This window comes from Mesorhizobium sp. CA7 (assembly GCF_020165015.1).
GTDB lineage: Bacteria > Pseudomonadota > Alphaproteobacteria > Rhizobiales > Rhizobiaceae > Mesorhizobium.
The window spans coordinates 32,704-59,030 of record NZ_JAIUHH010000022.1 but is presented as its reverse complement, the minus strand read 5'-3'; the positions used below and the strand labels follow the sequence as shown (position 1 = coordinate 59,030).

Here is a 26,327-nt window from a genome sequence, read left to right as displayed (position 1 = left end):
GATCCCCCGAGGATTATGGCATAAGCCCTTCGCGCTTGCGCAGCGCGGCAACGAATTTCGCTCCGAAGGACAGTCGCGGCGACGGCTTGATGTGGTTGACGCCAGGTGCGTTCAGCTTGTCGTTCCAGCTTCTCACCATTGCGGATTACTCCGGATCGTCGAACCATGTTCGTTGCTGTCAGGATCTAAGCCGCTCCAATTACCGCATGCCTCCTGACAACATACTGTCAGTAGGCTGCGGCGAAGCTACCGGCAAACAAAGGCTTCTTTCCCTGAACTCAACATCGCTGGCCGCCATTACATCTGGGCGCGCTGCCGCCATAATCCAAGTCGCAGCAGCAAAATTTCAGTTTTCGCGCACGCGGCCCTGGTAAAGGTCCGGCCAGCCGATGTCCTTGCGGATGTCCGCCGGCAAGGTGTTCAGGAAACGCTGGGTGCGAATCTCGTTGCGCACGGTGCGGATTCTGCCGACATAATGCTGCACACTACGCAGAATTGTAAAACCGTTCATGACCTCACTCCTCTCTTTTTGATGGGAAGAGTATCTCACACCCCTCCTGACAGCAGTCTGTCAGGAGGTTGGCAGGGTGCGGAGGAAGACGGTGCGGGGCCGCTCGCAGCGTTCGAATAGGCCCTATTTCTGTCAGGAATGCTCCGCCCGAGGGTGCGCTCGAGAACAGCTTTGACAGTCGCCATCGATGCTGGTCAAAGGCGGCATGACGAAACTGCTCGCCCTTGTCATCTGCGGCATCATGCTGATCCAGGTCATCAAGCCGCTGGGCTGGCCGGGGCTGAAGCGGCGCGGCGATTTTTGGAAGCTGGCGCTGCTTGCGATGGCCGCGATCTCGCTGGCGGCGGTGCTTGGACACTGGGCATAGCCCTGTCCATATTCAGGGGACCGCCCGCGAGTGGCGCGTCCTGCCGTTCACGCGCAGCAGTCCGACCGATCCTTGTCTTTGTCCCGATATTCGTCATGCAGGCGCACCCAGTCCATCAGGTTGTGATAGGGACCCGTCTCGCCGCGGCCCTTCGGCGTCATGTCGAGATAGTGATAGGCGCCGATCAGCGCATCGCCGCCGCGGGCCCGCGACATGAAGGTGAGGAAGATGTCGCCGCACTCGTTGCGATAGAAGATGCTGGTGCCGGGCAGGTCTTTCGACCGCAACGGGCGCTTCTCGAAATTATAGGTGGTTTCGCCCGCCGCGATCTGCCTGTCGGTGAAGGAGACCTGCAGGTCGAAGTTGAAATCGGACGCATAGGACGACACCCAGTCGAACTTCCAGCCCATGCGCTGCTTGTAAGGCAGGATTTCGGCCAGCGGCGCACGCGAGATGACGACCAGTGAGACGTCATGATGCTTCAGATGCCGGTCGGCGCCATCGATATGGTCGGCGAGGAACGAGCAGCCCTCGCAGCGGTGGTCGGAGCCCGGCGCCATCATGAAATGATAGACGATGAGCTGGCTCTTGCCGGCGAACAGCTCGGCAAGATGCTTCGGCCCTGCTTCGCTCTCGAAAACATAATCCTTGCGCAGCTTGAACCAGGGCAACTGCCGCCGCTCCGCGGCGATAAGCTCGCGGAACTTTGTCAGCTCCTTCTCGCGCTCGAGATGCTTGCGATGCGCTTCGAACCAGTCTTCGCGCGAAACCACGGCATTGCGATGCATGACCATCTCCTGTCCTCTCCTGCCAAGGACGTTCGACATCGGCGCGATCCGACATGGTCGATAGCGGTCGGCGCCTGACAAGTGGGAACGCGGCTCGCAAAAAGCAAAAACCCGGGCTGCCGGCCCGGGTTTTATGCACTGCTCAGAGATGGCGTCAGGCGGCCTTTTCCAGCGCCGGCTGCCATTTTCCGAGCGCCGCCAGATGGTTCATATGGGCCCGGTGAGTGAAGGCAGCCTGGCCGGCGGCAACATTCGAGGCCTTGCCACTCCATGCCTTCTGCGGCGCGGCCTGCAGCGCGCGGCCATAGGAGAAGGTCAGTTTCCAAGGATGCGGGCCGATGGCGTTGATGGCATTGAGGTTGGCGGTCGCCTCCTCGTCCTCCTGGCCGCCGGAGAGGAAGGCAATGCCCGGCACTGCCGACGGCACCACCTCGCGGAACAGCTTTATCGTCTTCTCGGCGATTTCCTCCGGGCTGTCGCTCTTGCCCGACTTCTTGCCGGAGATGACCATGTTCGGCTTCAGGATCGAGCCTTCCAGCACGACGCGGGCCGCGTAAAGCTCGTCGTAGAGCTTGATCAGCGTCGCCTTGGAGACGTCGTAGCAGGTGTCGATCGAATGCGCCCCGTCCATCAGCACTTCCGGCTCGACGATCGGCACGATGCCGGCCTCCTGGCATAGCGCGGCATAGCGGGCCAGCGCGTGGGTGTTCGAGGCGATCGAATTGGCCGAGGGCACGCCCTTGCTGGTGTCGATGTCGATCACCGCGCGCCATTTGGCGAAGCGGGCGCCGAGCTTGTAATAATCGGCGAGCCGCTCGCGCAGCCCGTCCAGGCCCTCGGTGATGGTGTCGCCGGGAAAGCCGGCGAGAGGCTTGGCGCCGAGATCGACCTTGATGCCGGGAATGGCGCCGGACGCCTTGATGATGTCGACCAGCGGTGTGCCGTCGGCGGCCTTCTGGCGAATGGTCTCATCGTAGAGAATGACGCCGGAGATGTATTTTGACATCGCCTCCTTGGACCGGAACATCATCTCGCGATAGTCGCGCCGGTTATCGGCCGTGGATTCGACGCCGATGACGTCAAAACGCTTCTTGATGGTGCCGGAGCTCTCATCGGCCGCCAACAGGCCCTTGCCGCCGCTCACCATAGCGGCGGCGATATCTTCGAGACGTTCGCTCATGGGTGCTCTCCTACGCTGCGTTTATTCCGCGCTAGCAGAACACTACCGCCAAAGGAATGACGCCGGAAAGCTAGAATCGATTGAAAGCCGTGCGGGCTTTGCCTAGTCTCGGACTGTTTACCGCTTCAGCACCTCGACGCCGGGCAGCGGCTTGCCTTCCATCCATTCGAGGAACGCGCCGCCGGCGGTCGAGACATAGGTGAAGTCGTCGGCGACACCAGCATGGTTGAGCGCGGCCACCGTGTCGCCGCCGCCGGCCACCGAGACCAGCTTGCCTTCCTTGGTGCGTGCGGCGGCATGCTTTGCCGCGGCCACCGTGGCGCGGTCGAAGGGCTCGATCTCGAAGGCGCCGAGCGGCCCATTCCAGACCAGCGTCGCGGCGCGGTCGATCCAGTCGTTGACGCTCTGCACGGTCTTTGCGCCGACATCGAGGATCATGCCGTCGGCCGGCACGTCCGAGATGGCGACGGTCTCGCTGGCGGCGCCCGCCTTAAATTCCTTGGCGACCACGCCGTCCGCAGGCAGGATGATGGCGCAGCCGGCTTCCGCCGCCTCGATCATGATCTGCTTGGCGGTGCCGGCGAGGTCATGCTCGCAGAGCGATTTGCCGACATCGGTGCCGCGCGCGGCAAGGAAGGTATTGGCCATGCCGCCGCCGATCACCAGCGCATCGACCTTCTTCACCAGGTTCATCAACAGGTCGATCTTGGTCGAGACCTTGGCGCCGCCGACGATGGCCACCACCGGCCGTACCGGATCGCCGAGGCCCTTTTCCAGCGCGTCGAGCTCGGCCTGCATGGTGCGGCCGGCATAGGCCGGCAAATGATGCGCCAGACCCTCGGTCGAAGCATGCGCGCGGTGCGCGGCCGAAAAGGCGTCATTGACATAGATGTCTCCATTGGCGGCGAGCTGTTCGGTGAAGGCCGGTTCGTTCTTCTCCTCCGCCTTGTGGAAGCGAGTGTTCTCGAGCAGCAGGACGTCGCCGTCCTTCATCGCCGCGACGGCTTCGGCGGCCTTGGCGCCGATGCAGTCGGCGGCGAAACCGACCGGGCGGCCGAGAACGTCAGCCGTGGCCCTGGCGATCGGCTCCAGCGAGAATTCGTCCGACGGGCCGTCCTTGGGGCGGCCGAAATGCGCAAGCAGGATGACCTTGGCGCCCTTTTTCGAGAGCTCGGCGATGGTCGGGCCGATGCGCTCGATGCGGGTGGCGTCGGTCACCTTGCCGTCGGCGACGGGAACGTTGAGGTCGACGCGCACCAGGACGCGCTTGCCGCTGACGGCGCCGATATCATCGAGTGTCTTAAAGCCGGCCATGGTCGTTCCTTCCTGGTGCCTTGACGCAATCCGGACGGAAAACCGCCCACACTTTTCGTGAAATTGCTCTAGCGAAAACGCGGCGACCTTACTCGGCGCGAAGGACGATGCAAGGGCCGCGTCGATGGCGCGCGCGCAAAAATGATGTCGCCGTGAGACATCAGCCTTCGCCGGTTGCCTTCTGCCCGTCCGCTGCGGGCGCCACCGTGTTAACCGGCACGTCGTCGGCTGCCTGCTTCGCCGTCGGCCTGCGCCAGCTGCGGATCAGCGCCGCGATGCGATCGCCGATCTCGCCGGCGCTCATGAACACCGGCACGCGCGCGACCGGCGCGGTCGGCTCGAAGGACAGGCCGAGGCCGGTGATTCTGCCTTTCTCATCGACATCGCGCACGATCAGCTCGATCGGTCCGATCATCACACGGTCGGCATATTCGGCACGGCCGCCGAGCCGCTCGGTAACGAGCGCTGCAACGGTGAGCTTCTGCTCGGCCTCGGACAGGCCGGGGGCATAGGCGGCTTCCAGCTCCGCGGCCGAGCGGGCCGGATCGACGGCAAAGGCGCCGAAGAAGTCGGCATCCTCAGGATCGACCACGGCGCGGCTGGCAAAAAGCTTGTCGAGCAGACGCGGGTAGCGGTCCGGTACGAAGATGTAGACCTGATCGCCGGCCGCCAGCCGGCCCATGTCCTGGAAGCGCATCGAGCGGCCGTCGCGCAGCACCAGCGAGGGCCTCGCCCAGCGCGGGATGCGCTCGCCCCGCGCCACCGGGCTGCCGGGTGCTACGCGATAGGCGAGCAGCTCATGATGTGCCGAGCCCGGCAATTCGAGCTCAACCTTGTCCAGCGGCCCAAGACGGGCCGGCACGATCAGCCCGAGGCGGCGCGCCAGCGGACCGACCGTCCAGCCCTGCACCACCAGCGACACCAGCACGATGATGAAGGCGGCGTTGAAGATCAGCCGGCCGTGCTCGAGCCCGCCGAGCAGCGGCGTGATGGCGAGCAGGATCGAGACCGCGCCGCGCAGGCCGACCCAGGAGACGAAGGCGACCTCTGGCCGCGGCAGCCGGAACGGGGTCAGGCAAAGCCAGACGGCGACCGGGCGGGCGACGAAGATCAGGAACAGGCCGAGCAGGATCGCCGGCACAAGGATTTCGGGGAATTGCGAGGGTGTGGCGAACAGGCCGAGGATCAGGAACATGATGATCTGCGCCAGCCACGACATGCCGTCCTGGAAACGCTTCAGGATGGTGACGGCGCGTATGTCGGAATTGCCGGCGATCAGCCCGGCAAGATAGACGGCGAGGAAACCCGAGCCGCCGACGGCGCCGGCTGCCGCGAACACCATCAGCGATAGCGTCAGCACGAAGATGGGCAGCAGGCCGTGATCGAGATTCAACCGCTCGACCAGACGCACGATGGCAAAACCGCCGAGCACGCCGATGACGGCGCCGAGCCCCATATTGGCGAGGAAGCCGAGCAAAAGGTTGGTGGCCAGCACGTTGGCTTCCGGGTTGGCATGCGCGGCGATGATCTCGACCAGGGTGATGGTGAGGAAGATGGCGATCGGGTCGTTGGTGCCGGATTCCACCTCGAGCGTCGCGCGCACGCGCTCGCGCAGATGGATCTCGCCGGCGCGCAGCAGGAAGAAGACGGCGGCCGCGTCGGTGGAGGCGACGGCAGCGCCAAGCAGGGAGGATTCCAGCCAGCTGAGCTTGAGAACATAGGAAGCGGCGGCGCTGAAGATGGCTGTGGTCAGGATAACGCCGATCGTGGCCAGCGACAGCGCCGGCCCGGCTGCTTGCCTGAGCGCGTTGAGCGGCGTGCCGAAACCGGAATCGAACAGGATCACGGCCAAAGCCAGTGAGCCGGCAAAATAAGCCAGCCGCGCATTGTCGAATTCGATGCCGAGGCCGTCGACGCCGGTGGCAAGCCCGATGCAGAGGAAGAGCAGCAGCAAAGGAGCGCCGAAGCGGAAGGCGATCAGGCTCGAAAACGCGGCGGCGACAATGAGCGCCGTGCCGACCAGCGTCACGAGATAGATCGCATGCTCCATCCGCTATTGCCCCTCCAAATCCCTCTGCTTGTGGCTTTACGGGAGAGTGGGGCGAAGACATGACCAGTGCAAGGCAACAGGATGTTTTTTGGGTTCAATGCTTCCAAACTTCGTCATTCCAGGGCGAAGCAGGAGCGAAGCTCAGCCGCGGATTCTGGAATGACGACGCGATTGGTGTTCCGGCTAGTCACCATGGTGCGCTGATCCGCCGAGACTTAAACGAAAACGCCCGGCCGAAGCCGGGCGTTTTGAACTGTAAATTGACGAGCGATCAGCCGATGGTCTTGCCGAAGGCGACGGCGGTGTCGCCCATGCGGTTCGAGAAGCCCCATTCGTTGTCGTACCAGGACAGCACCGAGACGAAGTTGCCGTCCATCACCTTGGTCTGGTCGAGTGCCACGATCGAGGAATGCGGGTCGTGGTTGAAGTCGATCGACACGTTCGGGTGATGGGTGACCGACAGAACGCCCTTCAGCTTGCCATTGGACGCGGCGATGACCGCTTCGTTGATCTCCTGAGCGGAAGTCGAGCGCTTGGCGATGAACTTGAAGTCGACAACCGAGACGTTCGGGGTCGGCACGCGGATCGAAATGCCGTCGAGCTTGCCCTTGAGCTCGGGCAGGACAAGGCCGATCGCCTTCGCGGCGCCCGTCGAGGTCGGGATCTGCGACAGCGCCGCGGCGCGGGCGCGGTAGAGATCCTTGTGCATGGTGTCCAGCGTCGGCTGGTCGCCGGTATAGGAGTGGATCGTCGTCATCATGCCCTTCTCGATGCCGACGGTCTCGTGCAGCACGGCCGCCAGCGGCGCCAGGCAGTTGGTGGTGCAGGACGCGTTCGAGATGACGATGTGGTCCTTGGTCAGCTTGTCGTGGTTGATGCCGTAGACGACGGTGAGGTCGGCGCCTTCGGCCGGGGCCGAGACGAGAACGCGCTTGGCGCCGGCGGTCAGGTGCGCGGCGGCCTTGTCGCGGGCGGTGAAGATGCCGGTACATTCGAGCGCGATGTCGACACCGAGCTCCTTCCAGGGCAGCTGGGTCGGATCCTTGATCGCGGTGACCTTGAACTTCTCCTTGCCGACCGAGATCTGGTCGCCGTCGACGGTCACCTCATGCGGGAAGCGGCCATGCACGCTATCATAGCGCAACAGGTGCGCGTTGGTCTCGACCGGGCCGAGGTCGTTGACGGCGACCACGTCGATGTCCTTGCGGCCGGATTCATGGATGGCGCGCAGGATGTTGCGGCCGATGCGGCCAAATCCGTTGATGGCAACTCTGACGGTCATTGTTCTCTCCCTTGGGGCGGATGGGTCCGCAGTGTCATAACGGCGGAAGGCGCAAGAATCCAGCCGCAGAAGGTCGCATTTAAATCGATTAGGTTGGTCCAGCCCGGCAAAACCGTTAATCGGGCTGCCGGGCCCGAGGCAATTCTCCTACTCGCCGTGTAGCCGGGCTTCGACCGCCTTGGCGGCAGCTTCGGCGGTGATGCCGAAATGCGGGTAGAGCTGCTCGATCGAGCCGGAGGCGCCAAAACCGTGCATGCCTACGAAAATGCCGTCGGTGCCGATCAGGTGATCCCAGCCCTGGCGGATGCCGGCTTCGATCGCGACCTTCACCTTGGCGTTGCCGATCGTCTTCTTGCGGTAATCCTCGCTCTGCTGGTCGAACAGCTCGAAGCAGGGCACAGAGACGACGCGGGTCGGATGGCCGTGCTTTTCCAGCAGGTCGCGCGCGCCAAGCGCGATCTCGACCTCGGAGCCGGTGGCGAAGATCGTCACCACGGCCTCGCCGCCGGCGGCGGCCAGCTCATAGGCGCCCCGGCTGGAGAGGTTCGTCGCCGAGTGCTCCGTGCGCACGGTCGGCAGGTTCTGGCGGGTCAGCGCCAGTGTGGAGGGCGTCTTTTCGGATTCCAGCGCGATCTGCCAGCATTCGGCGGTTTCGACCGCGTCGGCCGGGCGGAAGACATTGTGGTTGGGGATGGCGCGAAGTGCGGCCAGATGCTCGACCGGCTGGTGGGTCGGGCCGTCCTCGCCGAGGCCGATCGAATCATGCGTCATGACGAAGATCGAGCGGATGCCCATCAGTGAGGCAAGGCGCATCGACGGGCGGGCGTAGTCGGAGAAGCACAGGAAGGTGCCGCCATAGGCGATCAGGCCGCCATGCAAGGTCAGGCCGTTGATCGCCGCCGCCATGCCGTGCTCGCGAATGCCGTAATGGACATAGCGCTGGCCGTAATCGTCGGGGGTGATGTTCTTGGTCTGGCTGGTCTTGGTGTTGTTGGAGCCGGTGAGGTCGGCCGAGCCGCCGATCGTTTCCGGCACCGCGCCGTTGATGACTTCCAGCGCCATCTCCGACGACTTGCGGGTGGCGACCTTCGGCTTGTCGGCCGACAGCTGCTTCTTGTAGTCGGCGATGACGGCGTCGAAGTTGGAGGGCAGCTTGCCGGCGAGGCGGCGCTCGAACTCGGCCTTGAGCTTCGGCTCGGCCTTCGCCAGGCGGCCTTCCCAATCGGCGCGGGCCTTGGCGCCACCCGTGCCGACGGCGCGCCATGCGTCGAGGATGTCGGCCGGAATCTCGAAGGGCGGCGAGTCCCAGTTGAAGAATTTGCGCGCGCCGGCGATTTCCTCGGCGCCCAGCGGCGAGCCATGCGCCTTGTTGGTGCCGGCCTTGGTCGGGGCGCCGAAGCCGATGGTGGTCTTGCAGGCGATTATCGTCGGCTTGTCGGAATGGCGCGCCGCCTCGATGGCATAGGCGATCGCTTCCGGATCGGTGCCGTCGATGTGACTGGCGTTCCAGCCCGAGGCCTGGAAGCGGGCGACCTGGTCGGTGTTGTCGGCCAGCGAGACCGGACCGTCGATCGAGATGTTGTTGTTGTCCCAGAAGACGATCAGCTTGTTGAGCTTCAGATGCCCGGCCAGCGCGATGGCTTCCTGGGATACACCTTCCATCAGGCAGCCGTCCCCGGCCAGCACATAGGTATAATGGTTGACGAGGTCGTTGCCGAAGGCGGCGTTCATGATGCGCTCGCCGAGCGCGAAGCCGACCGAATTGGCAAGACCTTGGCCGAGCGGGCCGGTGGTGGTCTCGATGCCGGCGGCATGGCCGTATTCGGGATGGCCGGCGGTCTTGGAGCCGAGCTGGCGGAAATTCTTGATCTGGTCGATCGTCATGTCCTCATAACCGGTGAGGTAGAGGAGCGAATAGAGCAGCATCGAGCCGTGGCCGGCGGAGAGGATGAAGCGGTCGCGGTCGGCCCAGTGCGGTGCCTTGGCGTCGAATTTCAGGAAACGGCTGAACAGCACCGTGGCGATGTCGGCGCAGCCCATGGGCAGGCCTGGGTGACCGGAGTTCGCCTTCTCGACGGCGTCCATGGAAAGGAAACGGATCGCGTTGGCCATCCGATCATGTTGTTCACGCGAGGTCATGCTTCCTCCGGAAGTGAGTTGGAGCCTGGGGAGAACCCTTGGAAAAGGATGCCGCGACACATAGCAGGCACGGTCTTTTAGTCAACAAATCGGGATGGATTTTGCCGGGCTTGTGATGGCACCCGGCGCCTACATTAGCGATAGCGGGGGACAGTCGCGAGAGCTTTGTTGACGCGCCCTTCACCCGGCGCCTAATCTTTCCCAGGTAACGCATTCTGAACGCGTGCGATTCGGTGATGGGCAGGGCATAGGACGAAGCCATGACCGGGGAAACGACCCTCAAGGAAGTCATCGCCAGGCTGGGCAAGGCCATGGAAGGGCTGGAAAACGCCGTGGCGGCGAAGCTCGAGCATGAGCGCGATTATTCGGAAGCCGAGGCCGAGGTGCAGCGCATGAACGCCGATCGTTCGCGCCTGGCGCAGGAGCTCGACAATTCCGAAGCGCGCGCCGAGCGGCTGGAGGACGCCAACAAGGAAGTGTCGCGGCGGCTGGTGACCGCCATGGAAACCATCCGCGCGGTCCTGGACAGGTAAGGCAATGGCACAGGTCACGGTTTCCATCGACGGCAAGCAGTATCGCATGGCCTGCGACGAAGGCCAGGAAGAGCATCTGATCGACCTTGCCGAGCGCTTCGACCGCTATGTCTCGCACCTGAAGGATTCCTTCGGCGAGATCGGCGATCAGCGACTCACCGTCATGGCCGGCATCATGGTGATGGACGAGCTCTCGGAGCTCACCAAGCGTGTCAAAGGCATGGAGAGCGAAGTGCTGACCTTGCGCAAGACGCGCGACGAGGCGCTGACCAAGGCCGACAAGAGCGACAGCGTGCTCACGACCGCGCTCGGCGCGCTCGCGCAGCGCATGGAAGACCTCACGGCGACGCTCGCGATAAGGAAAGCCTGAGCGGCCCACCCTCTCGCAAAAGTGGAAAAATCCTGCCGAGCGTCGCCGTGCTCGCCAAAAAAATATTTGGCTGCAGCGAGCTAGGTTACGGCTCCTGGCGTTTGACCGATGCCGCGATGGTGGTAGCTTAGAATGCTTGCCGGCCGCGCCGGCCATCGTTTCATCAAAAGGGTAGGGATAGGTCATGAGTCTTCGTATCAACGATGTCGCGCCGGATTTCACGGCCGAAACCACGCAGGGCACCATCAAGTTCCACGACTGGATCGGCGACGGCTGGGCGGTGCTGTTCAGCCACCCGAAGAATTTCACGCCGGTCTGCACCACCGAGCTCGGCACCATGGCCGGCCTCGAAGGCGAGTTCAAAAAGCGCAACGTCAAGATCATCGGCATCTCGGTCGATCCGGTGTCGAGCCACGAGAAGTGGCAGGCCGACATCAAGACCGCCACCGGCCAGACGGTGAACTATCCTTTGATCGGTGATAAGGATCTCAAGGTCGCCAAGCTTTATGAAATGTTGCCTGCAGGCGCCGGCGAGACCTCCGAGGGCCGCACGCCGGCCGACAACGCCACCGTGCGCTCGGTCTATGTCATCGGCCCGGACAAGAAGATCAAGCTGGCGCTGACCTATCCGATGACCACGGGCCGCAACTTCGACGAGATCCTTCGCGTCATCGATTCCATCCAGCTGACGGCCAAGCACCAGGTGGCGACGCCGGCCAACTGGAAGCAGGGCGACGACGTCATCATCACCGCCGCCGTCTCCAACGAGGACGCGATCAAGCGTTTCGGCGCGTATGAGACGGTGCTGCCGTACCTCAGGAAGACCAAGCAGCCGACGGCCTGAGCCTTTCCTTCTCCCCGTTCCACGGGGAGAAGGTGCCCGAAGGGCGGATGAGGAGCGGCGCGGCAGTCGAGGATCAGCGCGCCGGCCCTTTGAAGCGATTGTTGCCCTGAACGACAACCTCGCAGCGTCGGCGCTGCCCCTCATTGTCCTACCGGACATTTCTCCCCGTATAGTGACGGGGAGAAAGGGGCGCGCGACCGCTTTCGCCAAAAAAACGGCGGCGCCAGATTCTGGCGCCGCCGTTTTGCTGCTCAGTGCGCGGGTGGCTTTACGCCGCCGGCTGCGCCTCGATGGTCCGCAGTGCCTGGGTCTGGCGCTTGGCGGCCGCCTTGACCGCGTCCTGCACCTTCTCGAAGGCGCGCACCTCGATCTGGCGCACGCGCTCGCGGCTGATGTCGAACTCGGCCGAGAGTTCTTCCAGCGTCAGCGGCTCTTCCGCCAGGCGACGCGCCTCGAAGATGCGCCGCTCGCGGTCGTTGAGCACCGACAGGGCGCCCGACAGCATGGTGCGCCGGTTTTCCAGCTCGTCCTGCTCGATGAGCATTTCTTCTTGGCTCTCGTGATCGTCGACTAGCCAGTCCTGCCATTCGCCGGACTCGCCTTCGCTCGCCCGGATCGGAGCGTTGAGCGAAGCGTCGCCCGAAAGGCGGCGGTTCATCGACACCACTTCGGCCTCGGAAACGTTGAGGCGAGTGGCGATCTCGGCGATCTGCTCGGGCTTCAAGTCGCCATCGTCGAGCGCCTGGATCTTGCCCTTCACCTTGCGCAGGTTGAAGAACAGACGCTTCTGGTTGGCGGTGGTGCCCATCTTGACCAGGCTCCAGGAGCGCAGGATGTATTCCTGGATCGAGGCCTTGATCCACCACATGGCATAGGTGGCGAGCCGGAAACCACGCTCCGGTTCGAATTTCTTCACGGCCTGCATGAGGCCGACATTGCCTTCCGAGATCACCTCGCCGATCGGCAGGCCGTAGCCGCGATAGCCCATGGCGATCTTGGCGACGAGCCGCAAATGGCTGGTGACGAGCTTGTGCGCAGCCGTGGTGTCCTGATGCTCGGCATAACGCTTTGCGAGCATGTACTCTTCCTGCGGCTGAAGCATCGGAAAGCGGCGGATTTCTTCCAGGTAACGGGCGAGACCGCCTTCACCGGAAACGATACTGGGTAATGATTGGGCCATGATAGCGCCCCTCTCTCTTTGGAGTGGATGCCCCCGAAACGCGGCGGGCGTTCGTCACGGATGCCAAAGGCTCATCCGCGACAACCTGTGTATATAGGAACAAAACCAGAAAAGACAGGCATTTGTTCAACGCTAAACAGTCTGTCACGCTAAAGTGAACAACGCCGGTCAGGTTTTTTGATGGCTGGTTTGCAGCTTGTTCGTGGCGGGTCGGTTCAGAGTTTTCGGAAGTCGCCGACGAGTTCCTCCATGTCTCCCGGTATCGGCGCTTCGAACCTCACCGTTAGATGGGTGGTCGGATGCCGGAATTCAAGGAGCCACGCGTGCAGGGCCTGCCGGGGAAAGGCTTTGACCCTGGCCTTCAAGGGTTCGGGCAGCCGGTTGGCCTTGGTGCGGAAGGCCTGCCCGTAGTCCGGGTCGCCGATCACCGGGTGCCCGACATGGGCCATGTGGACGCGGATCTGGTGGGTCCGGCCGGTCTCCAGCCGGCATTCGACCAGGCTTGCCGTGGCGAAAGCCTGCTGTCCTTCGCCGAAACGTTCGACGACGCTGAAATGGGTGACGGCATGGCGGGCGTCGTCGCGACTTTCTGGCACCACCGCGCGGCGGACGCGGTCGGCGGCGCGACCCAAGGCAGCCTCGATGGTGCCGGTCGACCGTTGCGGGATGCCCCAGACCAGCGCCAGATAGGCGCGCTTGAGGTCGCCGGTGCGGCCATGATCGGCAAAGGCTTCCGACAGCGCCTTGTGGGCGCGGTCGGTCTTGGCCACGACCATGACGCCGCTGGTTTCCTTGTCGAGGCGATGGACGATGCCAGGACGCCTGACGCCGCCAATGCCGGACAGGCTGTCGCCGCAGTGATGGATCAGCGCGTTGACCAGCGTGCCGGTCCAGTTGCCGGCGCCGGGATGGACGACCAGTCCCGCCGGCTTGTTGATGACGATCAGCTCGTCGTCCTCGTAAAGAATGTCGAGGGGAATGTCCTCGCCCTGCGGCTCTGCCGGCTCCGGAGCGGGCACCAGGATCTCGATCGTGTCACCGACCGTCAGCTTGCGCTTGGCTTCCAGCACCTTCCTGCCGGCGATGGAGACTGCGCCTTGCTTGATCAGCGCCTGCACGCGGCTGCGCGAGAGCTCCGGACCGAGCTTGGCGGCAAGCCACTGGTCGAGGCGCTGGCCGGCGGCATCGGCGCCGGCTTCCAGCACGGTGGCTTCGCCTGCGGCCAACTCATCGTCCGTCGGTTCCTCCCCTATCAATGTCGAACTCTCTTCGTTATGAGCGCTCATCGAAACCCGTTGCGGATTGTTTAGCCATGGCCCGGCCGATCGCCGAAGAAGATGAGGAAAAGCCGCTCGACCCCGCGGCCGAGAATGTGCGCCGCAAGCTCGTCCGCTTCATGATCGTCAATCTCGGCCTTCTGTTCCTCGCCCTTATGGTGGTGATCGGGGCGCTTGTCTACAAAGCCCGCAACGCGCCGGTGGCCGGATCGGCGCCCGCCGGCGATGTTCAGGCTCCGGCCGGTGCGCCGCTCTCGGGCGACATCGTGCTGCCCGTCGGCGCCAAGGTGATCAGCCAGTCGCTCTCCGGCAACCGCCTGTCGATCGACGCCGAGCTTGCCGACGGCGGCCGTTCGATCTTCGTCTACGACATCTCCGAGCGCCGCATCATCGGCCAATTCGCGGTTCGCAACAAATGAGCGGCTTTGCCGAGCAGCGCAGCATTGCAACCGTCGCGCTCGTCGTCGCCAATTACGACGAGGCGATCGCCTGGTATGTCGAGCGGCTCGGTTTCGTGCTGAGCCAGGATGTCGATCTCGGCGGCGGCAAGCGCTGGGTCACCGTCGCGCCAGCGACGGGCAAGGGGGCGCGGCTGCTCCTGGCGGAAGCATCCGGCGAAGAGCAGGCAAGCCACATCGGCAACCAGACCGGCGGCCGGGTCTTTCTCTTCCTCGAGACCGACGATTTTTCCCGCGATCACCAGGCGATGCTCGCCAAGGGCGTCGAGTTCCGCGAAGCGCCGCGCTTCGAGGCCTACGGCACGGTGGCGGTTTTTTCCGATCTCTATGGCAATCTCTGGGACCTGATCGAGCCGAAACGGCAGAGCTGACCGGAGCATTTCGCTAAGTCTACGGACAACCTGAAACCCCAGTTGCTTTTTCCCAGCGGCCAGCCTATGTAGCCGGTTCTTGAGCGCGCCCATCGTCTAGCGGTCAGGACACCGCCCTCTCACGGCGGGAACAGGGGTTCGATTCCCCTTGGGCGTACCAAGCTTCCCATCCAGAAAACTCGTAGCTAAAACAGCTGCTTACCCTGTTCGACCTTCTGTCTTTGTCGCCTGTTGCATCCGGCGTTGTGCAATATCTGTGGAATATGGCTAGCGATTCGTTTGGTCATCCCACAGGGAAGGGACGCTTCGCTCTAAGTCCTCGATGGCAAGGGCGGCGTCCTTCAAGCTCTTCCTCTGTTCGGTCCATAGCGAGTGGATCTTCAACGCCTGAAGCTCCGCGAGGCCTTCTGCAGCTTCCTGATAGCCTTCTCGATCCGCTCGTCATCAGACATTTTAGCCATGGCATAGCGCTCCGTTTGAGCGCACCATAGAGCCGCGCTGTTAATTGCAGCTTACGGCGGCACATGCAGAATGTCTGATGAACCGAAAAGCGCGCTTCAAAGAGCGTGGAGGGACTACAAGGCAAAGGTCGAATACACGACCAGCCCGTACCCTTTCCGGCGCAGGCGCAAAACCCTGATTGACAAGCTCCACGACGACTTTTTCGTTCTGGTTGTCCTCGGCGGCTTTTTCTGGGTCATTTACAAGGTCATCGGCTACTATCTCTTTTAGCCAGTCCTTGTACCAACCAGCGCCCCGCCGTAGCTTTGCATGTGATGGGGGCAGCATGGTGTTGCCCCCAATTCAAGCAACGAGACGCGGACGCTTAGGCGTTGCGGTGCTTGAAGCGGACGATACGGATGTTCAGGGCTCCCACCCGAAACGCCGGCCTCTCGCCATAGGGGCCGGCGTTTTCCGTTCAGTGGGAGGAGTACAGCGCCATCACAGCAATGAGATAGGACATGGCAATCAGGAGGTAGGCGGTCTGGAGCGGCGTCATCTGGGGCGAATCCCTGTTGAAAGATGACCCCCTATATACACCGCCGTTCCTCGCGAATTTCTACCTTTCTGCAACAGTGTCCCCAAACGGGCGTTCCGTTCACGTTGTTCACAGGCAGACGCGGTTCGTCCACAGGCAGCGCCGCTCCCCGGCTTTTCGCTTGGCTCGAATCAGGCAACTGCCAGTCGCTCTACCAACTAGGAATGGTGTCCTATTGCTGTTTTCGTCCATCAAGGACGGAAACAGGAGAACAGCAATGCCCAAGAGCAAGAAAGAGACGACAGAGAAGCAGCCGACCAAGAAGTCCATCGTTCTGGAAATGCTGCGTGAGGGTAGCGTGAGCGTCGCAGCAATCGCTGAGAAGCTATCGATCAGCAAGCAGGCCGCATACTCGCTGATCGGCGATGTGAAGCGCGGGGGTGTCGTCGTTGTCGGCGCCCTCAAGGACGGCGCGATGCACTACAGCGTGGACGCCCCCAAGAAGCCCAAGGCAAAGGCCGCCCGCGCCTTCGGCAAGGGGGCGGCCGTCAGCGACGCTCCTTCATTCCAGACAGAAGCGAATTGAAGTAGCCAGCAGAGGGGGCGGATCGCTTATCAAGCCACACCGCTCCCTCTTCGCCTTGGACCAGCCGTTCCACGATTGTATCGACGCTGCTCAGGCCATAGGGCGTTCTCGCTAGAACGACGAAGCCCTTCCCCGTCTCAGACGCCTCCAACTCGAACTCGTTCTGCTCCATCAGCATCGCTATCGCGCCTTCAACGAGGCCGGGCTTGACGCGGGCTTTCGTCAGGGCGCGGTGCAACGCGCTTTCCACCTGCCCATCACGCCGCGCCTTTTTCGCCGCTTCAACCTTGGCCGGCCCTTCGGTCTTGAGCTTCTCGATCTTCGCATTGAGCTCGGCAATCTCGGCCAGAGCCGACGTGGCGTAGTCGGCGGCGCGGGTAGACAGAACAAGATCGCCGTCCGCATGCCCACGCTCACCGTAGGCGAGGCGATAGGCTTCCGGCACCGTTTCAAGCTCGGCTACCGTGATCTTCCTGCGCAGCTTCACGCCGCCAGTCTCATAAAAAATGTCAGCCATGTTTATGCTCCCTGTTGATGGGCGGCCAGCGCGCTTTCGCGTTTGTCGCGCGCTGCGATTGCGCCGTTGACGTACTTTGTGTCGGCGGCCTGTTCGACCAAGCCAATGAACGCCTTGCCGCCGGTCTCCGCCGCAGCGCGCATCTTGATCAGGCGCTCAAGGCGCTTCATCTCGACCGGAAAGTATTTTTCGCGGAACTTGTGGCGGAGGGCATTCAGTTCACCCGTGCTCACGCCGGTCGTAATGGGGTGAGCGCGCAGAACAGCGCCGATGAGCGCCATATCACTAGTGCTCAGGGCGTCCGCGATTTCCTTGGATCGTTGGGCCGGGGCAAGCGCCTTTAGCGAGTCCCGAATCTCCTTGTCGTAGTCGGTTCCGAAAGCAGTGTCGGGCATCGGCGCGAACGTCGCCTTTTCTATCGATGCGATCGTGGCGCTCACTTTGGCATGCGCGGCGTCCAGGCGATCCGCGACGCGCTTGCCGGTTGCCCTTGCCGCACTCGCGACTTGTATGGCAGCAGCAGCGGGGGCCTGCGATCTGTCGGCAAGTACCGCGTTGGCGAGGTTGACAAGGGCGTGCGCTTCTTCCCTCGCCATCTTCATAGCGTGAGAGAGCGTTTGATGTTCAAGGTCTGGCTCAGGTTGAGCGTTGCCGATCCACCGTTCCGCGAAATGGTCAATTGCCCGCTCATCAATGCTCGGGCTGACATGCAGTTTCTGTTCGTGATCTAGGACGGTTACCATGTCTAATCTCCTTCGGGTTCTTTCCAACCATTTTCCAGCACGAGCGTCGCGTAGCTCAGCACGGCAACCGCCGGCTGAACGTCCATGATTTCGTAGTCCGCAATTACCCAGCGCTGCGGGGCCAACATGATGCGCGCCTTATTCCCATCGCGGCTCATGAACACGGCCTTGTTGCCATCGAGCACCACGGGATCGCCCGGCTGGAAGATGGGTCTTTGGACAAAAGCGAGCTTGTCGGCATCTTTCGTGTAATGGGAGAACACCGAGCCATACCTACGGACTATCGTGACCCGATGTTGGTCAGTGAACCCGTCCACGACCCAGCGCTCCAACTTTCCGTTTGATGACGTATCCACGATGTCACCGATCTGGACCGCCATCAGATTTCCTCCGGCGACGCTTCGCGCCAATCCGCTGACAGGGGAACGTCACCGCCGCACATCATGGCGAAGGCAACGCGCCAGCGGACCGTCCACTCCCGGGTCCCGTCTTCGCGCCGCAGCTGCATGAACATTCCGCGCTGAGCGTGGACCGCGAAAGTCTCACCTGCCAGTTCGCAGATGTCACCCTTGTCGAAGGCCGATGCGCTGGTCCAGCCAAGCGTGTTCGCCGGAAGCAAGGTGTGGATGATGTCGTGGCCATACTCGGCCTTGATGGGACGAACGGCGAAGACGTATGTCCCGGTCGCTCAGCCCTTTGACATCGCGAGCGTTCAACACGAAAGCGACGCACCATTGATTGCCCCTTGGGCTATGGAAGAAATCACCGCTTCGCATGTTCGACCTCACACCGGAATGACCTTGGTTTTTGTCACCGTCTGACGCCGAGCCTGGGCGATGAGCGCAAGGCATCCAGCCACAGCGTTCGCAACGTCATCGTGTGCATTCGGAGAATGGTCGATTACCTCGCGGCCCCCGCTTGTCACGCGCCGCTGCATGCCAACGAGCTGGCTGACCAACTTGCCATGATCCAGAAGCTGGATCGAGCGGCTGTTGAGCATCGGCAGGAAATTCAGGAAAAGCTCGCTCTTGGTCATCGGTGACCTGATGTAGCGGATGCCGTATCGCTCGAATGAGGCTGACACCCACTCCCCGCCATATGCGTCGCCCCAGACATCTGTGCAGCCGTATGACTTCAGGATCGCTGAAAACTTGGCGACGATTTCCTCGGGCTTAAAGGGTGGCTTGGCCTCCTCGACTCGATCCAGAATAATCAGATCCTTGCCATGCTCCTGGTCAACCAGCCCGTCATGCCCAATGGCCATCGTGAAGCTGTCGCTTGACCCGCCGCTCGGATCACAGAAGCCCCAGTAGGGTCGGCGGTGATTGTTTGGCAGGATGACAGCTAGCGCCGCAGCTATGCAGGACTGCACTGTTTCAAGCGAGACAAAGGCCTCAAGATCGGCTCTGAATTCTCCCAGATATTCCGCCCGTGCTTTTGCTTCGTCCTTAAGCAATGCTCGTTCAACGACACGCTGCGGCAACGATGGATTGAAATCACGGCTCGCCCCGCGGGCCACCAGAATGAGGGGGTCGCCCTTTGGACCGAAGTCGCGTTCGACGGCTTGGAACACTTCACCCATTCGGGCGAAAGGCGAACTGATTGCAATCAACGGTCCAGATGTCGTGGCGAGCGACGGGCGGATTGCATTCAGAATCTCCGTATCGGTGTTCGCGCTATGTTCCTCGCTTTGGAAAAATGCGAGTTCGTCGAAAATTGCGCCGATTGATGTGACGCCCCGGAGTCCCCGCCATGATGCCGCGCGCACTTCCAGTCCAATGTTTGTCTTGAGTTCGATCACATCGGCGCCGATCTTTTCGACCTGTTGGGCGAACAGGGGAAGGTCGGTGAAGATCGACTTGCTGTAATCAAATGCGATTCCGGCCTGCTTGGCATTGTAGCTCATATACATGAGCCGTCCGGTTTCACCGGGCACCAGCACGTCCGACCAATCACATAGGCCGCTCAAGTAAGCACTTAGGACGCTCATGGCGCGCGTCTTGCCACCGCGTCGTCCTACGATGCCCCAGAACTCTTCGACCGCAGACAGGGGCTCATGGTGACGCTTCGTCAATTGGGTGAAGATGATGCGCTCGTCGTCCGTAAGCGGCTCGCCCATCATGGCGATCAACATAATCCGCCATGGCAACCAGCTGTCGCCGGCCAAGATGGTCCCGAACAGGTTCTCGTCTTCAAGTGCATGGCGCATGGTGACGAGAGGTGTCATGCCGATGCCCCTTTCTTCGCGGCGAGATATCCCTTGATCGTCTGGGGCGGCTTTTCCCGGCGCTTCATGCCCAGCCTCTCCAGTAGGCGACCAAGGTTCCCGGCGGTGCGACTGTACAGGTCAAGGGTACGCTCCCCGACTGTCGGGTCCTCAGCGAAGCGCGTTTCAAGCTTCTCCAATTCGATGGTCAGCACAGCAACGCGTCGGATCGCGGACTTCTCAGCGGCAGAAAGAGCATCCAGTCCGCCTCGGTCGTTCACATGCTCCGCGATGATCTCCTTCATGCGGCGCACGTAGACGGAACGCTCGTCCTTCGCGCCAAGCAGCGTGGCGGTGCCGTTCGCTATCTGGGAGCGTTGCGGGGACGGCGCATAAGCAACAGGAGGCTGATCGGGTGGGCGATCCATGGGCGAGTTTTGCTTCCGTTTTTCCTGTCATATTGCACAAGTGTTTCACAGAGGAAGCAAAGCATAGCGACAATCGAAGGTTAAAGCACTGTATTTATTAGTATTATAGTGTCGCAAACTGTAGCGGTTCCCGCTGTGTTCAAGCCTTAACTTGGCTTTTGCAGGCTGGCAGGGGGTGACGTCAGCGCTATGCCACAGGGACGAAGGCGAAGGGGCGCAGGAAAACACCCGATTTTTCAGGTTTCTTCATCACCGAAATACAGCCGCCTACAGGGGCGTCTCGCTGCTTCCAGTGTAGTACTCGGGCAGAAGGCGGTTCCGCCCTACAGCCCGGCTCTGCCGGGCGCACCGCAGGCGTTTCCAGGAGCACTTGGCGCGCTAGCTGCACCCGCCCAGATAATGCGCGCACGGAAGCAGCTTTTCAGAAACAAGTTCCGTACACGCTGGATGTGCAATCCACCCTGGATGTAGCACGTAGCACTGCATCTTCGAGGGCTGCTACCACAGTGCTACCTGAACAACCCTGCAACTACAGTACGTTAGCTTCGAGGGTAGCCCGTAGCCCCGGTTTTTGCGAAAAAAGCAAAAAAAAAAACTGTTTTACGTACGCACGCTGCTACAGCGCTGCCGGGCTACAGCCATGCATCCTCAAAATTCGTCCCGACCGAAGTTAATCGGAGGATCAGGCTCCTTGCTCGATGCCGGTTCCTTTATCTTCCATATCCGTTTGTTCACCCCCTTCACATGCAGTTGATGGTCAGTAGCGCCACAGTCTCTCAGCCACGTAAATATTTTCGTGGGGTCGTGTCTGAATCCTTGTCGGTCGAGATGCTTCAATAGTCCCTCAGCACGGAACCAAACTTCACCGTCTCCTGTAATGTGCGGTGACATGCTCTCCACGAGCTGTTCCTTCGTCGTCGTGCGCGCCTGCCCAAGGAGATACATATCAAGCATGCTGCGAAAGCGCCCTACATCGAGCATCTCATCAGCTACCTCAATTACTTGAGCATTTCTGCACAGCTCATCAATGTAGCGGTCCCATCGGGGCCCTAGCTGCTTCGGCGGGAGTCGGTTGATTGTAGAAAGCACCTTCGTTCGGAATTTTAGCTGATTGGTCAATTCTTCAGTGGTGAGCATCATTCGCTTGTCGGCAATGGTCGCAAACCAGTAAACCGGGTTGCCCTCGTACTTCACAAGGTTTGAAATCTCGGGGCCCACATTGCCCTCGCCGCCGCCAACGCCATGTTCGCAAGTCAGGCAGATGCGGCGATTACAGTGCGCGGCAATCGGTGGCTTGCGGCAGCGGTAGCCATAGTCCTTTTTCGCCACACTCTTCTGGATCGTGTTGATCTCGGAAAGCGTCAGCGGCGGATCGCATGTGGCAACGTTGTACTCCTGCAGTTTGTCCTGCCAGTCGTCGGGGAAACGCATTTTGAGGTAAACAGCGACATTGTACATTCCATCGTTCCGCGTGCCATCGGGGAAGCCACCATGCTTCTCGAGATGCCGGAGACAGGGCGGCCCGTCAGCGAACATGTCGCTGTCATCGCCGTTAGGCTCAATCTGGATGTCCGTGAGGTCGTCTTCCGTTATCGACATTTCCTCGGCATGTTGGACGAATTGCCGAAGGTCGAGAACGTTACCGTCCTTGATGCCATAGCGGGTTGTTTTGTCGGCAAAGTAATAGGGCATGTTCAACCAATTGCCGATGTCCTTGTCCTGGTCGTAGCGCATCGTCTGTTTGGGGAAGATCTCACACCCGCCATGCCCTAACTCTGCTGCCCACGCCGAAAGCGCATCGACGACAACGGCAGCGCCAACAGGGTTCCGAAGAGGAGCGCAGAGGGATGATCCCGAGTCCTGCGCCTGTCCCTGCAACATGAGTTTGCCAATGATCAAGTGTGGGCGGCGAGGTGTAGGTCGCAGCCTTGCCCTCGTTTTTGCCCTTCTCGTTGACGCGCTTGTTCTCGTAGCGCCCATGGGCCTTCTCGAACCCTTGGAAGAGGGCCGACAATCTGAGAGTGGGGTCGTCGCTAAATTGGTCCATGAGCCGCAAGTCCTTGTTATGACTACAATTCGCGGCTAATGTCCCCTTCGAGGATACCGCAAGTCCCCTCAGTCCTTTGCCCGTCGCGCGGCTCAATCGCTCGCGACGGGTTTTTCTTGAAGGGGGCGCCCGCTCTCAGACAAACAGCAATCGGAGAGCGGGCGCTATGCCACGTCGCTGACCTTGCAAGGGTTGAAAGCACCAAAGACCCTCGCTCACGCGCGCCATGGCTTGTCAGGAATGGCTACGCTGCTTCCCGCGCCGCTTCAGCGATGCGCGCTTCCCGCCATGCAAGAGCGGCGGCATGCGTAATGAGAATCTTGCTTCGGACACGCATGATTGCAGGCGCAGTGCCCTGCCTGCGTAGCCGGTAGAACGTGTCCCGGCTAACTTTCTCAAGCTCGCACCATTCGCGCAGAGTGTATGAGGGGAGAAGGTGTTCCATGAATGTGCTCCGTTTCTAGGGGCACATTTAGCGACAGCGTGGGACGGCTCGCTACGGCGCAGAATTCGCAGATTTATTTGCGCGAACGTCGGACAGCATTCTCCACCGTCACGGGGTCGCACCTATGTCGCTTCCCAAGTTGTTCAAACGCTTCTTTCGGCTTCATACCTTCCTCACGTAGCTGCCGATATTCAATTTGTACCCGGTCCGCAAACTTCGGTTCGACCCGCTTGTCGCGCGACTGCGCTGGTCGTCCTTGCGGCATGCTGGCCTTTCCGTCCAGATAATCGGCAACGTCGATCAGTAGCTGCTCGTGCTCCCACCCGCCGACCCGCAAGTCCTCAGCAAGAACTCTCAGTTCCGCTGCCCATGCCTTGGTCGGCGCGCGGCCATCCTCCTCGCGGTCAGCGTAAAGCTGTGACAGGATCTCGTCGCTCAGACTATCCGATGGCTTCGACATTCGTCTTCTCCACCACGCCAAAGCGAGGAGCGCCTGCCCTGATCGCTTCCTTCACATATGAGGGCGTCAGATGGCCATAGTGCTTCTCGACCATGCGGGTATCAACATGTCCGAGGTTCTTCGCCACCACCATCAGCGGCATCCCGTTCATAACGGACAAGCTCGCCCACGTGTGCCGCAGTTCGTGGAACTTCACAGGAGGACTGATTTTCGCCTGCTTGCATGCATCGACCATCGGACGCGACTGATGCGACTCGCGCCACTCCGTTCCATCTGCCTTCACTAGCATCAGTTCGGAACCTTCCCTGCCAACTGTGACGGACTTGAAGAACTCTACCCCTTCCTCGGTCAAGTTGATGTGGCGTGGCTTCCCGGTCTTGCTCACATGGATTGCCAGCGTCTCGGCCGCCGCGTTGAAGTCCCTGACACGCAGGCGGCAGAGCTCGCCGTATCTACAGCCCGTCTGCAGTGCAGCTTGCACTAGCTTGCGGAAGTCGGCGGCACTCGCATTGATCAGCCGCTGCGCTTCCGACACGTGCAAGAAGCGAATGCGGGCGCTGTCCACATCCTCGAATGCCTCAACCCGCCGCCATGCTTTATCGTCCTTGACCTTCTCCTCGCGAAAGGCTCGGTTGAGAGCCGCCTTGAGGACAGTCAGCACGCGGTTCGCCGTGGACTTGCGTCGGCGCTTCGTCTCGTCGTCCATTTGGACGGTTGAGAACTTCTGCTCCTTGCCCTTCTTTGTGCGGAGGCGAGGGGGCGTGGCGGCAAGCTTGTTGTGCCATCGCCGTATCTTGTCGGGCGTCAATTCCGTGACAACGGTGTTGCCAAACTCGGGGCGGATAAGCTGCTCGACAGTTATCTCTGTGTCTCGATACGACTTCTGCCGTTCCTTGGCGTGAGCCAGGTAATCATCAAGCGCTTCGCCCACAGTGTAGGGCGATGCTGGACCCTCGCGCTTCGCACCCAGGATGGCGCGTGCTTTATCGACAGCTTGCCACCAGTTGAGCACCTCCACGCCGTCTGCATCGAGTATGTCATCGGCTGTTCCGATCTTGGCGACCTTGTAGTTTTGGTCGCCGACGTACGAACGCATCACCCAGACTGAAGCGACTTTTCCTTTCCGATACCCCACGTGCAGCCCCTCAGCGATGCTGCGGTAGTAGGGATCGCCTCGCGCTTTCAGCTTCTCGCGGGCTGCTCTCGACTCCAGATTTACGTCCCTAACGCGCTTTGCCATTTTGGCCTCCTGTGCAACATTTGTGAAATATTACGGCGTGCTACAGGTTCTTACAAGGTGCGATGGCTTTCGCTACTACATAAATAATATCAAATACTTATTCCAAACAAGCTGCGACAGTCTGCGACAGGCTGCGAACAAGTTTAGGGCTCTCTCACGGCGGGAACAGGGGTTCGATTCCCCTTGGGCGTACCAAGCAACTCTCCTGTAGACCGAAAGACCAATCCCTGCTGGGTCCAATCTGGCGTTCGCGCGTTCGTCCGTTCTGGCGCAGCGCTTGCAGTTGCTTTAGCATTCTCTGCACAAAGCCTGCCGCAAGTGCGGGCGGGAGGAGTCCAATGCGGAAGCTGCAGTCGCAAGGCGTTCATCACATCACGCTGGTCGGCGCCGGGCGCCAGACCTCGATCGACTTCTGGGAGGGCGTGCTCGGCATGCCTTTCATCTTCGAGCAGCCCAATCTCGACAAGGCGAGCGAAAGCCATCTTTATTTCGATCCCGGCGACGGGCGGCTGATCACCGTCTTCACCGACGAGACCCGCGTCCCGGTCAAGCGGCGGACACCGACCGATATAGGCTGCGTCCATCACATCGCGTTCTCGGTATCGCGGGTCACCTTCCTGCAGGCAGTCGCGCGGCTCGACGAGCGCGGCATCAAGCACAGCGGCGTCAAGGATCGCGGCTTCATGGATTCGATCTATTTCGAAGATCCGCTCGGGCTGTTGATCGAGCTCGCGTCCTACCGCTTCGACCCGCCGGCCGGCTTCACCCATGCCGACGTGCTGATGGAGGCGCACAAGATCCGCGTGGCGCGCGGCGACTACAATATCGCCGAATTGCACCTTGCCGACGCCATCCAGGCGCTGGTCGAGCGGTCACGCGAAACCCTGTCGGAAAACAGGGTGCCGAAGAATCCGTACTGAGCAAGCAAGGGAGGGACATGAAATGGCAAAAGCCGCAACAAAGAGCGCGAAGAAACCCGCTGCCAAGGCCGCGCCGAAAGCCGCGGTAAAAGCCGCCGCGAAATCGGGCGCCAAGGCATCGGCGAAGCCGGCGGCCAAAGCGGCCGCGAAGGCGACATCGAAAATGGCGAAGCCAGCTAAGAAGCCTGGCATAAAACTCAGCATGCTGAGGCCGAGCGTCAACAACATGACGGTGCGGGTGTTCGCGCGCGCGGCCGGGCTCGATCCGGCGGAGACCGATGCCTGGGGCCTTACGCGTTCGCCCGAATTCCTGGCGCGCAATCCGGCGCATCTGACGCCGATGATCGAGGACAAGGGCCTGCCGCGCGGCGTGCTGTGGGAAAGCTGCGCCATCATGCAGTATCTCGCCAACAAGCACGGGCTGGACAAGTTCTATCCGAAGGCGCCAGCCAAGCGGGCGATGATCGATAGCGCCATGTTCTACCTGGTCGGCACGCTTTATCCCTATGTCGCGCGCGCGACGTATCCGGCGCTCGGCTTTCCGCAATATGCCGGCGAGGTCGGCCACAGCGACGCCCATCCCGACAAGAAATCGGAAGCGCAGAAGGCGGCGATGGCTGCGATCGCCGAGCCGCTCGAGGTGTTTCACTCCTTCTTTCGCAACGGCAAACCATTCATCGGCGGCAACAACCCGTCGATCGCCGACATAAGGCTGGCGGCAACGCTCGAGTTCCTGGCGGTCATCGACTACGCGCTGCCCAGCTGGGCGAAGGAATACATGGCGGCCATGGAGAAGAAGCTCGGCAAGGCCTATGCGGAGCCGGCAGGCGATGTGCGCGGCTACATCGCGCATGTGAAATCGCAGGCCAGGGCGTAACAGCCGGATCAGGTTAAGGTTTCGTTTACCCAACGCCTGTCTACTGGTCACAGTCCTCGCCGCGACCACGGATGTACTGGCGCGAAGCGGAGGCGAAGGGAAAGGTCGGCCCAGCGCCGGCCTTCTGCTTTTCCGGCGGTTGGGTCGCCTCCCATCGGCCATCACGACATACGACTTATTCGGTGCCAGACCGGTTGAAATCCTATTGTCATCGG

General features: G+C 61.5%; 29 protein-coding genes and 1 tRNA gene. 11 read left to right on the top strand and 19 right to left on the bottom strand.

From position 1 onward, the window contains the following. Positions 1–13 precede the first annotated feature (13 nt). The gene (locus tag LB552_RS29715; RefSeq protein ID WP_263481799.1) at positions 14–139 is read right to left on the bottom strand and encodes a hypothetical protein; all 126 of its coding nucleotides are present in this window, start codon (positions 137–139) and stop codon (positions 14–16) included. Positions 140–346: 207 nt separating this feature from the next. Next, entirely contained in the window at positions 347–511 is a 165-nt protein-coding gene (locus tag LB552_RS26680; protein WP_095767353.1) for a hypothetical protein, read from the bottom strand. Positions 512–716: 205 nt separating this feature from the next. Between LB552_RS26680 and LB552_RS26675 the strand changes: the two genes are divergently transcribed. After that, a complete protein-coding gene (locus LB552_RS26675; RefSeq protein ID WP_108702902.1) occupies positions 717–878 on the top strand; it encodes a hypothetical protein in 162 nt (53 codons plus the stop codon). Positions 879–925: 47 nt separating this feature from the next. On the opposite strand, the gene LB552_RS26670 is transcribed toward LB552_RS26675, so the two are convergent. From LB552_RS26670 to tkt, 6 genes are all read right to left on the bottom strand, one after another. After that, positions 926–1,666 (bottom strand): DUF899 domain-containing protein, encoded by a 741-nt coding sequence (locus LB552_RS26670; RefSeq protein WP_224611137.1) that lies wholly within the window; start codon positions 1,664–1,666, stop codon positions 926–928. A gap of 154 nt (positions 1,667–1,820) precedes the next feature. Next, positions 1,821–2,846, bottom strand: coding sequence for a class I fructose-bisphosphate aldolase (locus LB552_RS26665; RefSeq protein WP_095767354.1), 1,026 nt, complete (start codon positions 2,844–2,846; stop codon positions 1,821–1,823). Positions 2,847–2,963: 117 nt separating this feature from the next. After that, positions 2,964–4,160 (bottom strand): phosphoglycerate kinase, encoded by a 1,197-nt coding sequence (locus LB552_RS26660; protein ID WP_224611136.1) that lies wholly within the window; start codon positions 4,158–4,160, stop codon positions 2,964–2,966. 160 nt (positions 4,161–4,320) lie between these two features. Continuing rightward, positions 4,321–6,210, bottom strand: coding sequence for a potassium/proton antiporter (locus LB552_RS26655; protein WP_224611135.1), 1,890 nt, complete (start codon positions 6,208–6,210; stop codon positions 4,321–4,323). 271 nt (positions 6,211–6,481) lie between these two features. Next, positions 6,482–7,492 carry a type I glyceraldehyde-3-phosphate dehydrogenase gene (gene gap, locus LB552_RS26650; RefSeq protein WP_095767356.1) on the bottom strand — a complete coding sequence of 337 codons (1,011 nt, stop codon included), beginning with the start codon at positions 7,490–7,492 and terminating at the stop codon, positions 6,482–6,484. Positions 7,493–7,639: 147 nt separating this feature from the next. Further along, positions 7,640–9,631, bottom strand: coding sequence for a transketolase (gene tkt, locus LB552_RS26645; protein WP_224611134.1), 1,992 nt, complete (start codon positions 9,629–9,631; stop codon positions 7,640–7,642). A 260-nt stretch (positions 9,632–9,891) separates the two neighbouring features. Here tkt and LB552_RS26640 point away from each other — a divergent pair, with 260 nt between their 5' ends. The 3 genes from LB552_RS26640 (at position 9,892) to LB552_RS26630 (ending at position 11,378) form a co-directional block, all read left to right on the top strand. After that, positions 9,892–10,164, top strand: coding sequence for a DUF4164 domain-containing protein (locus tag LB552_RS26640; RefSeq protein ID WP_023763725.1), 273 nt, complete (start codon positions 9,892–9,894; stop codon positions 10,162–10,164). 4 nt (positions 10,165–10,168) lie between these two features. Continuing rightward, entirely contained in the window at positions 10,169–10,534 is a 366-nt protein-coding gene (locus LB552_RS26635; RefSeq protein ID WP_095767358.1) for a cell division protein ZapA, read from the top strand. A 184-nt stretch (positions 10,535–10,718) separates the two neighbouring features. Beyond that, positions 10,719–11,378 carry a peroxiredoxin gene (locus LB552_RS26630; protein ID WP_140847021.1) on the top strand — a complete coding sequence of 220 codons (660 nt, stop codon included), beginning with the start codon at positions 10,719–10,721 and terminating at the stop codon, positions 11,376–11,378. A gap of 268 nt (positions 11,379–11,646) precedes the next feature. Here the strand turns inward: LB552_RS26630 and rpoH are convergent, their stop codons facing one another. Both rpoH and LB552_RS26620 read right to left on the bottom strand, forming a co-directional pair. Beyond that, positions 11,647–12,558, bottom strand: a complete 912-nt coding sequence (gene rpoH, locus LB552_RS26625; protein ID WP_095767360.1) for an RNA polymerase sigma factor RpoH — start codon at positions 12,556–12,558, stop codon at positions 11,647–11,649. A 215-nt stretch (positions 12,559–12,773) separates the two neighbouring features. Continuing rightward, complete coding sequence (locus LB552_RS26620; protein ID WP_224611133.1) at positions 12,774–13,844, bottom strand: RluA family pseudouridine synthase; 1,071 nt, start codon at positions 13,842–13,844, stop codon at positions 12,774–12,776. A gap of 26 nt (positions 13,845–13,870) precedes the next feature. On the opposite strand from LB552_RS26620, the gene LB552_RS26615 reads away from it, so the two are divergent. The 5 genes from LB552_RS26615 (at position 13,871) to LB552_RS26595 (ending at position 16,229) form a co-directional block, all read left to right on the top strand. After that, positions 13,871–14,254 (top strand): fimbrial protein, encoded by a 384-nt coding sequence (locus tag LB552_RS26615; protein ID WP_095767362.1) that lies wholly within the window; start codon positions 13,871–13,873, stop codon positions 14,252–14,254. Then, positions 14,251–14,664: a VOC family protein gene (locus LB552_RS26610; RefSeq protein WP_224611132.1), complete on the top strand. Its 414-nt coding sequence runs from the start codon at positions 14,251–14,253 to the stop codon at positions 14,662–14,664. The genes LB552_RS26615 and LB552_RS26610 overlap by 4 nt, the downstream gene beginning before the upstream one ends. Positions 14,665–14,749: 85 nt before the next feature. Beyond that, a tRNA-Glu gene (locus LB552_RS26605) sits at positions 14,750–14,824 on the top strand. A gap of 371 nt (positions 14,825–15,195) precedes the next feature. Then, positions 15,196–15,396 (top strand): hypothetical protein, encoded by a 201-nt coding sequence (locus LB552_RS26600; RefSeq protein WP_224611131.1) that lies wholly within the window; start codon positions 15,196–15,198, stop codon positions 15,394–15,396. Positions 15,397–15,920: 524 nt separating this feature from the next. Continuing rightward, complete coding sequence (locus LB552_RS26595) at positions 15,921–16,229, top strand: hypothetical protein (protein ID WP_224611130.1); 309 nt, start codon at positions 15,921–15,923, stop codon at positions 16,227–16,229. Here the strand turns inward: LB552_RS26595 and LB552_RS26590 are convergent. From LB552_RS26590 to LB552_RS26550, 9 genes are all read right to left on the bottom strand, one after another. After that, positions 16,192–16,746 (bottom strand): hypothetical protein, encoded by a 555-nt coding sequence (locus tag LB552_RS26590; protein ID WP_224611129.1) that lies wholly within the window; start codon positions 16,744–16,746, stop codon positions 16,192–16,194. The genes LB552_RS26595 and LB552_RS26590 overlap by 38 nt on opposite strands. A gap of 2 nt (positions 16,747–16,748) precedes the next feature. Then, on the bottom strand, positions 16,749–17,489 hold the full coding sequence (locus tag LB552_RS26585; protein ID WP_224611127.1) for a hypothetical protein: 741 nt from the start codon (positions 17,487–17,489) through the stop codon (positions 16,749–16,751). A 2-nt stretch (positions 17,490–17,491) separates the two neighbouring features. Then, the gene (locus tag LB552_RS26580) at positions 17,492–17,869 is read right to left on the bottom strand and encodes a hypothetical protein (protein ID WP_224611125.1); all 378 of its coding nucleotides are present in this window, start codon (positions 17,867–17,869) and stop codon (positions 17,492–17,494) included. Further along, positions 17,869–18,108: a hypothetical protein gene (locus tag LB552_RS26575; protein WP_224611123.1), complete on the bottom strand. Its 240-nt coding sequence runs from the start codon at positions 18,106–18,108 to the stop codon at positions 17,869–17,871. The genes LB552_RS26580 and LB552_RS26575 overlap by 1 nt, the downstream gene beginning before the upstream one ends. A gap of 165 nt (positions 18,109–18,273) precedes the next feature. Next, positions 18,274–19,716, bottom strand: coding sequence for a hypothetical protein (locus LB552_RS26570; protein ID WP_224611121.1), 1,443 nt, complete (start codon positions 19,714–19,716; stop codon positions 18,274–18,276). Then, on the bottom strand, positions 19,713–20,123 hold the full coding sequence (locus LB552_RS26565; RefSeq protein WP_224611119.1) for a hypothetical protein: 411 nt from the start codon (positions 20,121–20,123) through the stop codon (positions 19,713–19,715). The genes LB552_RS26570 and LB552_RS26565 overlap by 4 nt, the downstream gene beginning before the upstream one ends. Positions 20,124–20,771: 648 nt before the next feature. Beyond that, positions 20,772–22,004: a hypothetical protein gene (locus tag LB552_RS26560; RefSeq protein ID WP_224611117.1), complete on the bottom strand. Its 1,233-nt coding sequence runs from the start codon at positions 22,002–22,004 to the stop codon at positions 20,772–20,774. Between the two features lie 684 nt (positions 22,005–22,688). Further along, positions 22,689–23,075, bottom strand: coding sequence for a hypothetical protein (locus LB552_RS26555; RefSeq protein ID WP_224611115.1), 387 nt, complete (start codon positions 23,073–23,075; stop codon positions 22,689–22,691). Beyond that, positions 23,056–24,315, bottom strand: a complete 1,260-nt coding sequence (locus LB552_RS26550; RefSeq protein ID WP_224611113.1) for a tyrosine-type recombinase/integrase — start codon at positions 24,313–24,315, stop codon at positions 23,056–23,058. Before LB552_RS26550 ends, LB552_RS26555 begins: the two co-directional genes overlap by 20 nt. A 338-nt stretch (positions 24,316–24,653) precedes the next feature. Between LB552_RS26550 and LB552_RS26545 the strand changes: the two genes are divergently transcribed. Next, on the top strand, positions 24,654–25,235 hold the full coding sequence (locus LB552_RS26545; protein ID WP_224527141.1) for a VOC family protein: 582 nt from the start codon (positions 24,654–24,656) through the stop codon (positions 25,233–25,235). Positions 25,236–25,257: 22 nt separating this feature from the next. Next, a complete protein-coding gene (locus LB552_RS26540) occupies positions 25,258–26,112 on the top strand; it encodes a glutathione S-transferase family protein (protein ID WP_224611111.1) in 855 nt (284 codons plus the stop codon). The last annotated feature ends 215 nt before the right edge of the window (positions 26,113–26,327 follow it).

Bases quoted from the DNA above. Each gene is read 5' to 3' on its own strand.
- LB552_RS26570 (WP_224611121.1), bottom strand. From the start codon at position 19,716: ATGACACCTCTCGTCACCATGCGCCATGCACTTGAAGACGAGAACCTG.
- LB552_RS26540 (WP_224611111.1), top strand. From the start codon at position 25,258: ATGGCAAAAGCCGCAACAAAGAGCGCGAAGAAACCCGCTGCCAAGGCC.
- LB552_RS26640 (WP_023763725.1), top strand. From the start codon at position 9,892: ATGACCGGGGAAACGACCCTCAAGGAAGTCATCGCCAGGCTGGGCAAG.
- LB552_RS26675 (WP_108702902.1), top strand. From the start codon at position 717: ATGACGAAACTGCTCGCCCTTGTCATCTGCGGCATCATGCTGATCCAG.
- LB552_RS26590 (WP_224611129.1), bottom strand. From the start codon at position 16,746: ATGGCTGACATTTTTTATGAGACTGGCGGCGTGAAGCTGCGCAGGAAG.
- LB552_RS26600 (WP_224611131.1), top strand. From the start codon at position 15,196: ATGTCTGATGAACCGAAAAGCGCGCTTCAAAGAGCGTGGAGGGACTAC.
- LB552_RS26580 (WP_224611125.1), bottom strand. From the start codon at position 17,869: ATGGCGGTCCAGATCGGTGACATCGTGGATACGTCATCAAACGGAAAG.
- LB552_RS26630 (WP_140847021.1), top strand. From the start codon at position 10,719: ATGAGTCTTCGTATCAACGATGTCGCGCCGGATTTCACGGCCGAAACC.
- LB552_RS26670 (WP_224611137.1), bottom strand. From the start codon at position 1,666: ATGCATCGCAATGCCGTGGTTTCGCGCGAAGACTGGTTCGAAGCGCAT.
- LB552_RS26555 (WP_224611115.1), bottom strand. From the start codon at position 23,075: ATGTCGAAGCCATCGGATAGTCTGAGCGACGAGATCCTGTCACAGCTT.
- LB552_RS26635 (WP_095767358.1), top strand. From the start codon at position 10,169: ATGGCACAGGTCACGGTTTCCATCGACGGCAAGCAGTATCGCATGGCC.
- LB552_RS26545 (WP_224527141.1), top strand. From the start codon at position 24,654: ATGCGGAAGCTGCAGTCGCAAGGCGTTCATCACATCACGCTGGTCGGC.
- LB552_RS26595 (WP_224611130.1), top strand. From the start codon at position 15,921: ATGCCCAAGAGCAAGAAAGAGACGACAGAGAAGCAGCCGACCAAGAAG.
- LB552_RS26565 (WP_224611119.1), bottom strand. From the start codon at position 20,123: ATGGATCGCCCACCCGATCAGCCTCCTGTTGCTTATGCGCCGTCCCCG.
- rpoH (WP_095767360.1), bottom strand. From the start codon at position 12,558: ATGGCCCAATCATTACCCAGTATCGTTTCCGGTGAAGGCGGTCTCGCC.
- tkt (WP_224611134.1), bottom strand. From the start codon at position 9,631: ATGACCTCGCGTGAACAACATGATCGGATGGCCAACGCGATCCGTTTC.
- LB552_RS26610 (WP_224611132.1), top strand. From the start codon at position 14,251: ATGAGCGGCTTTGCCGAGCAGCGCAGCATTGCAACCGTCGCGCTCGTC.
- LB552_RS26665 (WP_095767354.1), bottom strand. From the start codon at position 2,846: ATGAGCGAACGTCTCGAAGATATCGCCGCCGCTATGGTGAGCGGCGGC.
- LB552_RS26680 (WP_095767353.1), bottom strand. From the start codon at position 511: ATGAACGGTTTTACAATTCTGCGTAGTGTGCAGCATTATGTCGGCAGA.
- LB552_RS29715 (WP_263481799.1), bottom strand. From the start codon at position 139: ATGGTGAGAAGCTGGAACGACAAGCTGAACGCACCTGGCGTCAACCAC.
- LB552_RS26620 (WP_224611133.1), bottom strand. From the start codon at position 13,844: ATGAGCGCTCATAACGAAGAGAGTTCGACATTGATAGGGGAGGAACCG.
- LB552_RS26550 (WP_224611113.1), bottom strand. From the start codon at position 24,315: ATGGCAAAGCGCGTTAGGGACGTAAATCTGGAGTCGAGAGCAGCCCGC.
- LB552_RS26560 (WP_224611117.1), bottom strand. From the start codon at position 22,004: ATGTTGCAGGGACAGGCGCAGGACTCGGGATCATCCCTCTGCGCTCCT.
- LB552_RS26615 (WP_095767362.1), top strand. From the start codon at position 13,871: ATGGCCCGGCCGATCGCCGAAGAAGATGAGGAAAAGCCGCTCGACCCC.
- LB552_RS26660 (WP_224611136.1), bottom strand. From the start codon at position 4,160: ATGGCCGGCTTTAAGACACTCGATGATATCGGCGCCGTCAGCGGCAAG.
- gap (WP_095767356.1), bottom strand. From the start codon at position 7,492: ATGACCGTCAGAGTTGCCATCAACGGATTTGGCCGCATCGGCCGCAAC.
- LB552_RS26585 (WP_224611127.1), bottom strand. From the start codon at position 17,489: ATGGTAACCGTCCTAGATCACGAACAGAAACTGCATGTCAGCCCGAGC.
- LB552_RS26655 (WP_224611135.1), bottom strand. From the start codon at position 6,210: ATGGAGCATGCGATCTATCTCGTGACGCTGGTCGGCACGGCGCTCATT.